The following is a 13,681-nucleotide window of genomic DNA, read 5'->3' as shown; positions in this document are numbered from 1 at the left end:
ACATGCATATTGACATAAAAGACTTATATAAAGTATTTAACACAAAAGAAAGACAAATCTGTGTTTTAAATAATATAAACATTAGCATAAAAAAAGGTGAATTTGTATGCATTTTAGGTCCTTCTGGGTGTGGAAAATCAACCCTACTTAATATAATAGCTGGCTTAGAAAGGCAAACAAAAGGTGAAATATTAATAAATGGAAAACCAATAAATGGTACTGGACCAGATAGAATATTTATGTTTCAAGATGCGGCATTGTTTCCGTGGTTAAATGTAATTGAAAATGTTGAATTTGGTCTTAAAATTGCTGGAATTGATAAAAAGGAGAGACGTGAAAAAGCATTAAAGTATTTACAAATGGTTCATCTATCAAAGTTCAAAGATTCATATATTCATGAGTTATCTGGTGGTATGAAACAAAGAGTCGCACTTGCAAGAGCACTAATGATGGATTCTGAGATATTATTAATGGATGAACCGTTTGCAGCATTAGACAGTCAAACCAAAGAAATATTACAATTAGAGCTCCAACAGATTTGGTGGGAAACTAAAAAAACCATTCTTTTTGTGACTCATAATGTTGAAGAAGCAGTTTTATTAGCTGATAGAATAATTGTTTTGTCATCTCATCCAGGTCAAATAAAAAAAGAGTTTAATATTCATATAGCAAGACCAAGAACTCTTGAAAATATTGACACTGCATATATTATTTCTGAAGTTATTAAAGAGCTTAGGGAGGAGGTTTTGAAGGTTGCAAAAACTGAGTATGACGATGATTGGAATATTAAAAAGGATACTTTTTATATTGATGATAATAATACTATGGGAATTGGTTTATAAAATATTTGTTGACTTTTTTCATATTTGGAAGCCATATATATTCCCTTCACCAATTAATGTTATTAAAACCTTATATAAACTTGTATTAGACAATACATTAATATTAGCAGTTTATTCGAGCATAAAAAGAATAATTATTGGTTATTTATTATCTATCATAATAGGAACAATTATTGGTTTACTTATTACAAATTTTAAATTTTTAAGTGAAAATTTACGTCCAATAATATTAGGCTTGCAAACATTACCTAGTATTTGTTGGTTACCTTTTTCAATTCTTTGGTTTGGATTAAATGAAAATTCAATTATATTTGTTATTGTTATTGGTTCTGCATTTGCTATTTCATTAGCTGTTGAATCAGCAATAAAAAACATAAATCCAATATATATAAAGGCAGCAAAAAATTTAGGTGCATATGGTTTTAAAACTTATTGGAATGTAATTCTACCAGCATGTTTGCCAACATTAATATCTGGTCTTAAGCAAGGTTGGTCATTTGCATGGAGAGCATTAATGGCAGGAGAAATGTTAAATTCAACAACAGGATTAGGGCAAATATTAATGATTGGTAGAGAATTAGCAGATATAAGTCAAGTTGTTGCTGTTATGATTGTGATAATTGTTTTAGGGCTTTTAGTAGACAATATAATATTTGGCAAAATTGAATTTAATATATATCAAAAATGGGGACTAATTAATTTTAATAAATAAAAATATAACAAAAGGAGGCTATATATTATGAATATAGTTGTAAATGGAGAAAAAGTTACTCTTGAGAAAGAAGTAAATATTAAAGAATTATTAAATATCTTAAATGTTAAGATGCAAGAATATGTTACTGTTCAGCTTAATGAAAGAATTATTCCAAGAAAAGATTTTGAAAATGTAAAAATTAAAGAAAATGACGTTATTGAGTTTTTATACTATATGGGAGGTGGCTCTTTATGAGCAGTTTTTCTAATCAACAATTAGAAAGATATTCAAGGCATATTATTTTAAACGAAGTAGGAATTAAAGGCCAAAAAAAGCTTTTGGAATCTAAGGTTTTAATTATTGGAACTGGTGGATTAGGTTCTCCTGCTGCATTGTTTCTTGCTGCAGCTGGAGTAGGTACAATTGGAATTGTTGATTTTGATATAGTTGAGTTATCTAACCTTCAAAGGCAGATTATTCATTCAACAAAAAAAGTAGGGACACCTAAGGTATTGTCAGCAAAAGAAACCGTAAATGAACTTAATCCTGATATCAACGTTGTAACATATCATGAAAGGATAGATAAGGATAATATAAGACAAATTATTAAAGATAAAAACTATGATTTTATTATTGATGGAACTGATAATTTTCCAACAAAGTATTTAATAAACGATGCCTGTGTATTGCTTAAAAAACCATTTTCACATGCAGGTATAATTAGATTTCAAGGTCAGACAATGACTTATGTACCAGAAAAGGGACCTTGTTTTAGATGCGTATTTGAAAATCCGCCTCCACCTGATGCAATTCCAACCTGTAGACAGGCCGGGGTCTTAGGAGTGATGGGTGGAATTATAGGGACTATTCAAGCTACAGAAGCAATTAAATATTTACTTGGTATTGGAGAATTACTAAATGGATATATGTTGATTTTTGATGCTTTGAAAATGGAATTTAGAAAAATTAAGATTCTTAAAAATGATGATTGTAAAATATGCAGTCAAAATGCTACCATTAAAGATTTAATTGAATATGATCAACCTCAATGCGATTTAAAACTTTAAATACATGGAGGTATAATCCATGATAGTATTAACAACTAAGCAATATAAACAAATAATTACTCATTGTATAAATTCACTTCCAGCAGAAGGTTGTGGCCTTATTGGTGGGGTTATAAAAGGACAGGAAAAGATAATTATGAAAATCTACCCTTTAACAAATATTGATAATAGTCCCGAACATTTTTCAATGAATCCTCAAGAACAATTTGATGCTCTTAAAGATATAAGAAATAATGGATGGATACTATTGGGAAACTTCCATAGTCATCCAAATTCAGATGCTATACCATCAAAAGAGGATATAAGATTAGCTTTTGATAGTAATCTAAGCTATTTAATTGTTTCATTAAAAAATGAAAAACAACCCATTTTAAAAGGTTATAAGATAGAAAATTCTAGTACTTTTGAAGAAGAAATTCAAATAGTTGAGGGTGTATAAACAATGAAAGAAGTAGATTACAAAGAACTTAAAAAAGGTGGCTTTATGAAACAAATTCAGAAAGATATGTTTTCAATGCGTTTAAGAGTAGTTGGTGGGCAGATTAGTGCTGAACAACTAAAGAAGATATATGATATAGCAACAAAGTACGGTAAAGGTTATGTGCACTTAACAGCAAGGCAAAGTATAGAAATACCATTTATTAAACTTAAAGATATTGAACTGGTAAAAAAAGAACTATCAGAAGCTGGTTTGCAAACTGGAGCTTGTGGTCCAAGGGTTAGAACTATAACCTCTTGTCAAGGATCGAGAATTTGTCCTAATGGACTGATTGACACTATCGATATTGCAAAAGAATTTGATGAAAAATACTATGCAAGAGAGCTCCCACATAAATTTAAAATTGGAATAAGTGGTTGCAGGAACAATTGCTTAAAAGCCGAAGAAAATGATTTAGGTATAAAAGGTGGGGTTAAACCTAACTGGATAAAGGATGAGTGCATTTACTGCCAATTATGTGAATTTGTATGCCCTGCAAAGGCAATTAAAGTAGATAAAAATAACAGATCATTAGAGTTTGACTATTCAAAATGTGTTTATTGTGGTAAATGTGTAAAATCTTGTCCATCGGGAGCATGGACAGGAGAATATGGCTATATTTTATATTTTGGAGGCATGTATGGTAACAATATTACTATTGGCAAACAATTGTTACCTATAATATCCTCAAAAGAACAACTTCATAAAGTGATTGAAACTACATTAATGTTTTTCAAAAAATATGGTAAACAAGGAGAAAGATTTGGAAATACATTAAACAGAGTTGGATGGGATATTTTTAAAAGTGAGATAGAGGAGGCTTTAAAATGAACCACATAAAAGCAGATTACTTTGTTGATATAACTGATGTTGTGTGTCCAATAACTTATGTTAAAGTTAAAGCTACAATTGAGGAGATTGACGAAGGTAAAATTCTTGAAGTTAGATTGAATGAAGGCGAAGCATTATTAAATGTGCCAAGAAGTTTAAAAGAAGACGGACATAAAATTCTCAGCGTTGAAAATAACAATGATCGAACTTATACAATATATATACAAAAAGGTAGTGTTGATAAATGAGGTTTAATACTTTATTAATTCATAATAATAATACTCATGATTTTAATAATTCAACTCTATTTCCAATTTATCAATCTACTTCATATGAATATGATACTGCAGAACAGCTAGAAAGAATATTTAATGGGAAAGAGCCAGGATATATATATACACGTATTAATAATCCAACTGTAGATGTATTTGAAAGAAGGATTGCCTCAATAGAAGGTGGAATTGGTGCTGTTGCCTGTTCTTCTGGAATGGCTGCCATTACAATGGCCATTATGAGCTTAGTCAGTAGTGGAGATGAGATTGTATCCTCAATCGGAATATTTGGTGGCACATATTCATTATTAACCAGTTTAAAGCATTATGGAATTAATGTGAGATTTTCTAAAGATTCTAATATTGATAGCTTTTATGAATGTATAAATGAAAAAACAAAATTAATTTTTATTGAAACAATAGGTAATCCAAAATTAGATATTCCAAACATAAATGAATTATCACAATTAGCTCATTCTAATAATATACCACTAATAGTAGATAACACAGTAACAACACCTTATATTATAAAACCAATTGATTTTGGAGCAGATATTGTAATACATTCCACTTCAAAATATATAAATGGAAGTGCAAATGCTATTGGTGGAGTAATTATTGATAGTGGAAATTTCCATTGGGATTATAATAAATTTAAAACACTAAAAGAATATAAAGATTTTGGTGATTTTGCTTATTTAGCAAAATTAAAAAAAGGTTTACTTAAAGATTTTGGAGCTTGTTTGTCACCATTTAATGCATATTTAACAAGCTTAGGATTGGAAACTTTAGGCATTAGGATGGAAAGAATGTGTGATAATGCTATGAAGTTAGCACAATATCTAAAAACAAATACTAAAAATATTTCAGTTAATTATCCAGGCTTTGACGATAATCAGTATTATAGTATTGCATCAAAACAGTTTAATAAAAAATTTGGTGCACTACTTACAATTAGATGTGGAACCAAAGATAGGGCATTTAAAGTAATAAATAATCTTAGACTAGCTAAAAACTTAGCCAATATTGGAGATGTTAGAACACTTGTAATACATCCTGCTTCAACCATAAGTGCAAATATAGAAGAAAAAGAAAGATCTGGAGTATATGATGATTTAATAAGAATTAGTGTTGGAATTGAAGATATTGATGATATTATCGAAGATTTTGAAGAATCAATTCGAAAATTATAGATATCTTAGATAAATTTACAGTGTAAAGGATGTGCCTTTAAATGAATTTTGAAATAAAAACACTTTTTACTGATATATTAATAATTGGTGGTGGAACAGCAGGTTGTTTTGCAGCTTTAACAATTGCAGAAAAATCAGAATATAAAGTTATTGTTGCCGAAAAAGCACATATAAAGAGAAGTGGTTGTTTAGCAAGTGGTGTCAATGCACTAAATGCATATATTCCAGATGGAGAATCACCGGATAGCTATTTAGAATATGTTAAGAATGATGCTGAAGGAATTATAAGAGAGGACCTAGTATATTCAATTGCGAAAAGATTAAACAATGTGGTAAAAAAATTGGAAGAATTAGGGCTTACTATATTAAAAGACAAAAAGGGTGATTATGTTAATAGAGGTAGATGGAATATAAAAATAAATGGAGAAAACATAAAACCTATCCTTGCTTCAGCAGTATTAAAGAATAAAAATATTAAAGTTATTAACAAGATTAATATTATTGATTACATTGTTAAAAATGGAAAAGTAGTAGGAGCATATGGATTTTCGTTAACTGAATATACATTTTATGTTATATATGCAAAAGCAGTAATTTGCACAACAGGTGGAGCTTCAGGAATATATAAATCTAAAAATGCAAGCTTTTCTCAGCATAAAACATGGTATCCCCCATTTAATGCAGGTGCAGGATACGCTATGGGAATAAGAGCAGGTGCTGAGATGACTACATTTGAAATGAGATTTATTGCACTTAGGTGTAAAGATACAATAGCTCCTACTGGAACTTTATCACTTGGTGTTGGTGCAAAACAAATTAATTCAAAAGGTGAAGAATATGAGAATAAATATGGTATTCCTAAAACCTCAATTCGAGTATTTTCAACTATATGCGAAAACAATAAAGGTAACGGTCCATGTTATTTAAAAACCAAAGGAATTTCAAAAGATGAAGAATATGAACTTTATAAAGCTTATTTAAATATGGCACCATCACAAACATTAAAATGGATAGATAAAGGAGTTGGGCCATCTGATGAAAATGTGGAAATTGAAGGTACAGAGCCTTATATTGTTGGTGGACATACAGCTAGTGGATATTGGGTTGACACAAGAAGAGCAACTACAATTAAAGGATTGTATGCAGCAGGAGATGTGGTAGGAGGAAGTCCTCAGAAATTTGTACCCGGTTGTTTAGCAGAAGGCGAAATAGCTGCTATGTCAGCCTTAGAATATATAGAAAATAAAGACTTTGAAACCATAGATGATAATTTTATTTTTAAAAAGCTTGAAGAGGTCAATAGATTTTTTATTAATAAAAACTGCCTATATTCTATTTTTGATGTCGAAGAAGCCATGCAAAAGATAATGGATGAATATGCAGGAGGAATTTCAACTAGTTATGTTATAAGTGAAAACAAACTAAATATTGCTTCTAAATTTATTGATGAGCTTTTTGAGGTTAGTAAAAATTTAAAGGCAAATGATTTACATGAACTTATGCTTATATTTGAGCTAATTGATAGGTTGTATATCTGTAAGGTTCTTATTGAGCATTTAAAGGTTAGAAAAGAAACAAGATGGCCTGGATTCAATTATTATATTGATTATCCAGAAAAGGATGATGATAATTGGCTTAAATTTGTAAATTCAAGGTATGAAAACAATAAAGTAATAATTATATTAAGAGACTTAGTTAAAAAGGATGAGATATATGAGCATAAAGATTGATCTAAAAAATTGTATTGGATGCGGAAAATGTATAGAAGTATGTCCTGGAAATTTATTGTATAAAAATCAAGAAGGTAAAGCATACATCAAATACCCTTCTCAATGTTGGGGATGTGCTTCTTGTTTAAAAGAATGTAATAATGATGCCATTAAATATTTTCTTGGAATTGATATCGGGGGTAGGGGAACAACTCTTTCAGTTAAAAAAGATGGTTTCAATTTATACTGGGTTTTTGAAAAACCAAATGGTGAAAGAATAACAATTAAAACTAACCAAAAAGAGTCAAACAATTATTAGGAGGTTCAATTATGGATAGATTAGATACTTTAGAAGCTTACTCAATATATATATTAAGAGAAGCATATAAAAAATTAGGTAAGTTAGGAATGTTATGGTCAATTGGAAAGGATTCAACTGTGTTATTATGGTTAACCTTAAAAGCTTTTTTTGGCCATTGCCCTTTCCCATTAATTCATATTGACACTACTTATAAAATACCAGAGATGATTAAATATAGAGATAAAATAGCAAAAGAATATAAACTTGATTTAATTGTTCATAAAAATGAAGATGCATTATCACAAGGTATGGGACCACAACATGGTAGATTGGTTTGCTGTAAAGCATTAAAAACAGAAGCTTTACAGCAGGTTATAGATAAATATGAATTTGAAGGTTTAATAGTTGGAATAAGAAGGGATGAAGAAGGTTCAAGATCTAAGGAAAGGATATTTAGTGAAAGAAATAAAGATTTAGAGTGGGATTATACAAATCAACCCCCAGAACTATGGGATCAATTTAAGACAGATTTTCCAAAAGGCAATCATATTAGAGTTCATCCAATACTTCATTGGAATGAAATAGATATTTGGGAATATATCAAGAGAGAAAATATACCAATAATTGATTTATACTTTTCTCAAGACGGCAAGAGATATAGAAGTTTAGGATGTGCACCATGCACATCAAAAATTGATTCTAATGCTTCAACTATTGATGAGATTATTGAAGAGCTAAAAAATACTAATATAAGTGAAAGAGCTGGAAGAGCCCAAGACCAAGAAGATGCTTATGCTATGCAAAAGCTCAGGAAAGATGGATACATGTAATAAATCTAATTAATTTACATGTTTTTACAAAGCTAAATAGGAGGATGCTTATGGGACAAGATAGAGAAAGTTTAAAAATAGTAGTTGTTGGGCATGTTGATCATGGCAAATCAACAATAATTGGTAGATTATTATATGATACAAAATCAATTAATGAAGGTAAGATTGAAAAAGTTAAGGCTATTTGTAAAGAAAAAGGTAAACCTTTTGAGTATGCATATCTTTTAGATGCATTTGAAGAAGAACAAAAGCAAGGTATAACTATTGATACTACACAGATTTATTTTTCAACTCAAAAAAGAGATTATATTATTATTGATGCTCCCGGACATAAAGAATTTTTAAAAAACATGGTATCTGGAGCTGCAAACGCTGAAGCAGCACTACTTATCATTGATGCACAAGAAGGTGTAAAAGAACAATCGAAAAGACATGGATATATTTTATCGCTTATTGGAATTAGGAAGGTTTTTGTTATTGTAAATAAAATGGACTTAATAGATTATTCTGAAGAGAAGTTTAATCAAATTAAACAGCAGATGAATGAATTTTTGAATAAACTACACGTTTATCCATTAAAATATATACCTGTTTCAGGATTCTATGGTGATAATATAGCAAAGAAATCTGATAAAATGCCTTGGTTTAAAGGTGACCCTATAATTACTGCAATTGACCAAATAGAAAAAGAAAAGGGATTAATAGAAAAACCTCTTAGATTCCCAATACAGGATATTTACAAATTTGATAACAGAAGAATAATTGCTGGAAGAATTGAATCTGGGAGTTTGAGTGTTGGTGATAAGATATTAATCTCTCCAGATAATAAAATAACAAAAGTAAAAAGTATAGAATTCTGGCAGGATAAAGACAAAAAAGACACTATATTTGCAGGAATGTCAGTTGGTATTACATTAGAAGATGAGTTTTTTAATAAAAGAGGAGAAGTTATTACACATATTGATAATAAACCGTCAATATCTGATGTTTTTAAGGCAAATATTTTTTGGATGGGAAAAAAGCCATTAATTGAAGGTAACAAGTATAAATTAAAGTTGGTTACACAAGAGGTTGAATGCGAGATTTTAAAAATAAACAAAGTAATAAATACTACTACATTAGATGTTGATGAAAATATAAAATTAGTTAACATTAATGATGTTGCTGAGGTAACAATAAAAACAAAGGTAAAAATATGGTTTGATGAATTTGTAAATAATCAAAATACAGGTCGATTTGTGCTTGTTGATGACTATGATATAAGTGGTGGCGGAATTGTATTAGGGCTAGATTATGGTTTTCAAAATGCATGCAAATTGGTAAGTGAAGAGCATGAGATTGTTGTCAACTGCTTTGATGAATATTATTATCAACTAAATGTGAATATAGTTCAAAAGGTTAATAGTAAACCTGAAATTTTCAAAATTGGTGATGTTGTACCTATAAATGGTCGCACTTATTTATACCCAGAGAACTTTGATATATTTGATTTAGAGCAGAAAGTTGTTGCAAAGATAAGAAATTCAATATTAATAGATATTGAAAGTATTAAGGGATATAATTATTCTATGGTACCATTAATAAATACAAGAGGATTTTATATAAAAGTTAAAACAGACATAGATTTTCAGAAATTCTTAGATGAATTATCATTATATGATGGCAAGTTTATTGATGAATATTTTGCAAACAAATGGTTTGATTTTATGAAGTTTAGAGAAATAAAGTATAAGGATTCAGATGATAATTATGAATTAGAATACATGTTATGATTTTCTTAAGTCTAAAAAAGAAGGGTGATTTAATGAATACGTATGAAAAATTTAATTTTTTAAAAAATTACTTGTCTTCTCTTGATGGCCTTATTGTTGCTTTCTCTGGAGGAGTAGATTCGTCATTTTTACTTAAAGTTGCTTTTGATGTATTAGGTGATAAGGTTTTAGCAGTTACAGCCATATCAGAAACATTTCCTCAAAGGGAATTAGAAAAAGCTAAGAGATTTACTCAAGAATATGGGATTAAACATATTGTTATTACCACAAATGAATTAAGTATAGAGGGCTTTTCAAAAAATCCTGTTAATAGATGTTATTTGTGTAAAAAAGAGCTTTTTACAAAAATGTTTGAAGTAGCTAAAAAAAATAATATAACAAATATTGCTGAAGGCTCAAATTATAATGATTTGGACGATTATAGGCCAGGACTTAAAGCAATTGAAGAATTAAAAATCTTAAGCCCATTAAGACAAGCAAAGTTAACTAAAGATGAAATACGTTTTTTGTCAAAAGAAATTGGTTTAAATACTTGGAATTTACCATCTTTTGCTTGTCTTTCATCAAGATTTCCTTATGGTGAGGAAATTACAAAAGAAAAGATTGAAATGATTGATAAAGCTGAGCAATTTTTGATAAATATGGGCTTTAGTCAAGTTAGAGTAAGATATCATGGAAATATAGGAAGAATTGAAGTTAAACCTGAAGAGATGGCAATACTTTTAAACAATGATAACTGTCAAAAAGTATATAATTATTTTAAAAGCTTAGGATTTATATACCCTGTTCTTGATTTAAAAGGATATAGAACAGGAAGTATGAATGAAACATTAAATCTTCAGAAACAAGGCTTATAAAACACTTATTTTTTATATTCTTAGAGTCCCTAATATCTTTTTATTTTAGGGGCTCTTAGTTTTATTAAAATTATTTGAGTATTTTTATTAATAATGTCTATTTTTTTCGTTAAAATAGTGCTATCTTAATATGTGATAAATTAAAAATAAAAAACTTTTGGAGATGATTGAATGATAGCCCTTCTTGGTATTGACCAAAATATACCAATTAATATAAGAGAAAAAATATATCTATCAAAGAGTAGGATTAATGAATTTGAGAATATTTTACTTAAATTTGATATCGAATTCTTAATACTTCAAACTTGTGCAAGAACAGAAATATATTTAGCTTTTGAAGACAATTTTAATATAAATGATATTTTTAATTTATTTGCATTTAAAGAGGATATTAAGCCTTTCATATATATCAAAAAAAACATAGAGGTTGTTGAACATTTATTTAAATTAATTTCTGGGATTAACTCTTTAATTATTGGAGAAGAACAAATTGTACATCAGATAAAAGAAGCATATAATAAAGCTGTTTTAAGTAAAAGTATCAAAACAGTATTGAAAAGATTATTTGAACAAGCTTTTTCAGTTTCAAAAGAATTTAGAAGTAAATGTAATTTTAATAGGTATCCACTATCAATTGGAAGTATAGTATCAAATGATATTCAAAAAAGAAATATCAAAAGAATTATGATACTTGGTTTTGGCGAGATATCAAAAATGTGTTTTCAACATCTTAATATGAACTCAATAGAAAAGATATATATCGGAGTTAGGAATCTTGATAATGCAAAAACTTTTAATGAACTAAGAAGCGTTGAATTTTTTAATATTAAAGATAGAAAAAGTTTTTATGAATATGTTGATGCAATAATCTCGGCAACATCATCACCTCATCCAATTATTCATAAAGAGGACATAACCGACCTTAAACTTGTGATATATGATTTAGCATTTCCAAGGGATGTTGAAGATGATATATATAGTTTAAAAAATATAGAAGTAATTAATATTGATGATATAAATAAGATTGACAAAGAAAATAAAAATCTTCGCGAAAAAGTTTCATCGGAAAATTCATATATAATTGAAGAAGCTGTTAGTAGATTTATGATGTGGTATGATTTTAGAATATATAGAGAACCAATAAATACCTTTCAAGAATCTATTAAAAGGTTATGTGAATATAGTTTTTATGAATTATTAAAGAAAATACAATCAGAAAATATCAAAGATAATAATAAGAATCAAATTATTGAAAGTATTGAATACCCTGTGTTTACAATATATGACAGGGCTATAGAGGTTTTAAAAGATGAGTTTAAAGAAGGGCGTGGAGAAGAATGCCTAAATATTTTGAAAAAAATATTTACTTAAGTAAACTATCATCAATATCTTTGATATCTCAAAAAGTTAAAGTATGCATAATTGGGGGAGGTAAGGCTGGCTATTTAAAAGCAAAAGGATTTGTAAAAAGGGGTTGTAGTGTATATGTTGTTTCTGATAAATTTATTGATAGCTTCAATCTATTAAAGAATAATGATATTTATTTTATAAATATGCAGTATTCAGAAGAAGTTATTATTGATAAACATTTAATTATTATTGCTATTGATAATGATGAAAAAATAAAAGAAATAATTGAGCATTGTAATAAGTACTCTAAACTTTATGTTGTGTGTAAGAATGCACAATATGGTAATACAATTATACCTATGCAAGAAACTTTTGAAGATTTTCACATTGCTATAAACACATTAAATGGGAATCCAACATTTGCAAGATTTCTTATGCAGAGATTTATAAATAATACTAAAAAGTATCTTGATTTTTATAAGTACTCTCAAAAAATAAGAGAAAAAATTAAAAATAGTAATAACAAAGAATTAATAAAGACAATAATGAACTATTTAAATAGTGATAAATTTTATGAAGCTTATACTTTAATTAGAAATGAGGATATTTTAAATGAAGATTAGGCTTGCAACTAGAAAAAGTGCTTTAGCTCAAATTCAAACAAATTTAATAATAAACAAATTAAGGCAAAGATTTGATATTAGTTGTGAAAAGATATTTGTTCAATCATATGGTGATAGAAATCTTGATACATTTGATAAGATTAATATGACAGGAGTGTTTACAAAAGAACTTGAAAATGCTCTACTGTCTTCTAATGCAGATGCTGCTGTTCATAGTTTTAAAGATTTACCTGTAAATATTGATAATAGATTTGATATTGTTGCAACACCTATTCGAGATGATCCACGTGATGTTTTTCTAACATATAAAGATGTTAATTTTTATGATCTTAAAGAAGGATCAAGAATAGGTACATCAAGTAGAAGAAGAATCATTCAATTAAATAACATAAAAAAAGGTATTGAATTTATACCAATAAGAGGTAATATTCACACAAGAATAAATAAGATTAAAGAACTAAATCTTGATGGGATTATTATTTCAGCCGCTGCTATAAAAAGATTAGATTTATGGGAATATAATTTAACATATTTTGATTGTGAAGAAGTTATACCTGCAGCAGGACAGGGTATTATCTGTGTAGAAATTTTAAAATATAGCGAATATAGGCAAATATTAACAGAGATAGATGATAATATCGTACACCAAGAAGCTGATATTGAAAAGGATATATTAAAAAGGCTTGGTGGTGGTTGTTCATCTCCGATTGGTGTTTATTGCAAAATAAACCATAACAATATAAAAATAATAGCAATGATAGAAAAAGATGGTGTTATAAGAAAATACTCTGTTAATGGACAAATAACTGATAGAGATTTGTTAATAGATGAAATAATATAAAATTTAAAATAAAGGATGCGA

At 28.3% G+C, this 13,681-nt stretch carries 16 protein-coding genes; all 16 read left to right on the top strand.

Annotation, left to right across the window (positions count from 1 at the left end; translation table 11 throughout):
- Positions 1-2: 2 nt before the first annotated feature.
- The 16 genes from ACAG39_03710 (at position 3) to hemC (ending at position 13,660) form a co-directional block, all read left to right on the top strand.
- Entirely contained in the window at positions 3-842 is an 840-nt protein-coding gene (locus ACAG39_03710; protein ID MEZ0536342.1) for an ABC transporter ATP-binding protein, read from the top strand.
- Positions 811-1,554 (top strand): ABC transporter permease, encoded by a 744-nt coding sequence (locus ACAG39_03705; GenBank protein MEZ0536341.1) that lies wholly within the window; start codon positions 811-813, stop codon positions 1,552-1,554. The genes ACAG39_03710 and ACAG39_03705 overlap by 32 nt, the downstream gene beginning before the upstream one ends.
- A gap of 27 nt (positions 1,555-1,581) precedes the next feature.
- On the top strand, positions 1,582-1,791 hold the full coding sequence (gene thiS / locus ACAG39_03700) for a sulfur carrier protein ThiS (protein ID MEZ0536340.1): 210 nt from the start codon (positions 1,582-1,584) through the stop codon (positions 1,789-1,791).
- The gene (locus ACAG39_03695) at positions 1,788-2,603 is read left to right on the top strand and encodes a ThiF family adenylyltransferase (protein ID MEZ0536339.1); all 816 of its coding nucleotides are present in this window, start codon (positions 1,788-1,790) and stop codon (positions 2,601-2,603) included. Before thiS ends, ACAG39_03695 begins: the two co-directional genes overlap by 4 nt.
- A gap of 19 nt (positions 2,604-2,622) precedes the next feature.
- Entirely contained in the window at positions 2,623-3,042 is a 420-nt protein-coding gene (locus ACAG39_03690; GenBank protein MEZ0536338.1) for a M67 family metallopeptidase, read from the top strand.
- A 3-nt stretch (positions 3,043-3,045) separates the two neighbouring features.
- Complete coding sequence (locus ACAG39_03685) at positions 3,046-3,912, top strand: 4Fe-4S binding protein (protein MEZ0536337.1); 867 nt, start codon at positions 3,046-3,048, stop codon at positions 3,910-3,912.
- The gene (locus ACAG39_03680) at positions 3,909-4,160 is read left to right on the top strand and encodes a sulfurtransferase TusA family protein (protein ID MEZ0536336.1); all 252 of its coding nucleotides are present in this window, start codon (positions 3,909-3,911) and stop codon (positions 4,158-4,160) included. Before ACAG39_03685 ends, ACAG39_03680 begins: the two co-directional genes overlap by 4 nt.
- The gene (locus ACAG39_03675; GenBank protein ID MEZ0536335.1) at positions 4,157-5,377 is read left to right on the top strand and encodes an O-acetylhomoserine aminocarboxypropyltransferase/cysteine synthase family protein; all 1,221 of its coding nucleotides are present in this window, start codon (positions 4,157-4,159) and stop codon (positions 5,375-5,377) included. Before ACAG39_03680 ends, ACAG39_03675 begins: the two co-directional genes overlap by 4 nt.
- Positions 5,378-5,418: 41 nt before the next feature.
- Positions 5,419-7,107 carry an adenylyl-sulfate reductase subunit alpha gene (locus ACAG39_03670; protein MEZ0536334.1) on the top strand — a complete coding sequence of 563 codons (1,689 nt, stop codon included), beginning with the start codon at positions 5,419-5,421 and terminating at the stop codon, positions 7,105-7,107.
- Positions 7,091-7,405 carry a ferredoxin family protein gene (locus ACAG39_03665; GenBank protein MEZ0536333.1) on the top strand — a complete coding sequence of 105 codons (315 nt, stop codon included), beginning with the start codon at positions 7,091-7,093 and terminating at the stop codon, positions 7,403-7,405. The genes ACAG39_03670 and ACAG39_03665 overlap by 17 nt, the downstream gene beginning before the upstream one ends.
- 11 nt (positions 7,406-7,416) lie before the next feature.
- Positions 7,417-8,217, top strand: coding sequence for a sulfate adenylyltransferase subunit CysD (cysD, locus tag ACAG39_03660; GenBank protein ID MEZ0536332.1), 801 nt, complete (start codon positions 7,417-7,419; stop codon positions 8,215-8,217).
- A gap of 50 nt (positions 8,218-8,267) precedes the next feature.
- Positions 8,268-9,989, top strand: coding sequence for a sulfate adenylyltransferase subunit 1 (locus tag ACAG39_03655; protein MEZ0536331.1), 1,722 nt, complete (start codon positions 8,268-8,270; stop codon positions 9,987-9,989).
- Between the two features lie 32 nt (positions 9,990-10,021).
- The gene (gene larE / locus ACAG39_03650; protein ID MEZ0536330.1) at positions 10,022-10,846 is read left to right on the top strand and encodes an ATP-dependent sacrificial sulfur transferase LarE; all 825 of its coding nucleotides are present in this window, start codon (positions 10,022-10,024) and stop codon (positions 10,844-10,846) included.
- Positions 10,847-11,017: 171 nt separating this feature from the next.
- Positions 11,018-12,217, top strand: a complete 1,200-nt coding sequence (hemA, locus tag ACAG39_03645) for a glutamyl-tRNA reductase (GenBank protein MEZ0536329.1) — start codon at positions 11,018-11,020, stop codon at positions 12,215-12,217.
- A complete protein-coding gene (locus ACAG39_03640) occupies positions 12,184-12,819 on the top strand; it encodes an NAD(P)-dependent oxidoreductase (GenBank protein ID MEZ0536328.1) in 636 nt (211 codons plus the stop codon). Before hemA ends, ACAG39_03640 begins: the two co-directional genes overlap by 34 nt.
- On the top strand, positions 12,809-13,660 hold the full coding sequence (gene hemC / locus ACAG39_03635; protein MEZ0536327.1) for a hydroxymethylbilane synthase: 852 nt from the start codon (positions 12,809-12,811) through the stop codon (positions 13,658-13,660). The genes ACAG39_03640 and hemC overlap by 11 nt, the downstream gene beginning before the upstream one ends.
- The last annotated feature ends 21 nt before the right edge of the window (positions 13,661-13,681 follow it).

This window comes from Caldicellulosiruptoraceae bacterium PP1, from assembly GCA_041320695.1.
Taxonomy (GTDB): Bacteria; Bacillota; Thermoanaerobacteria; order Caldicellulosiruptorales; family Caldicellulosiruptoraceae; genus JBGGOQ01.
Note: the sequence above shows the minus strand (reverse complement) of the source record. Positions and strands in the feature narration are given on the sequence as shown.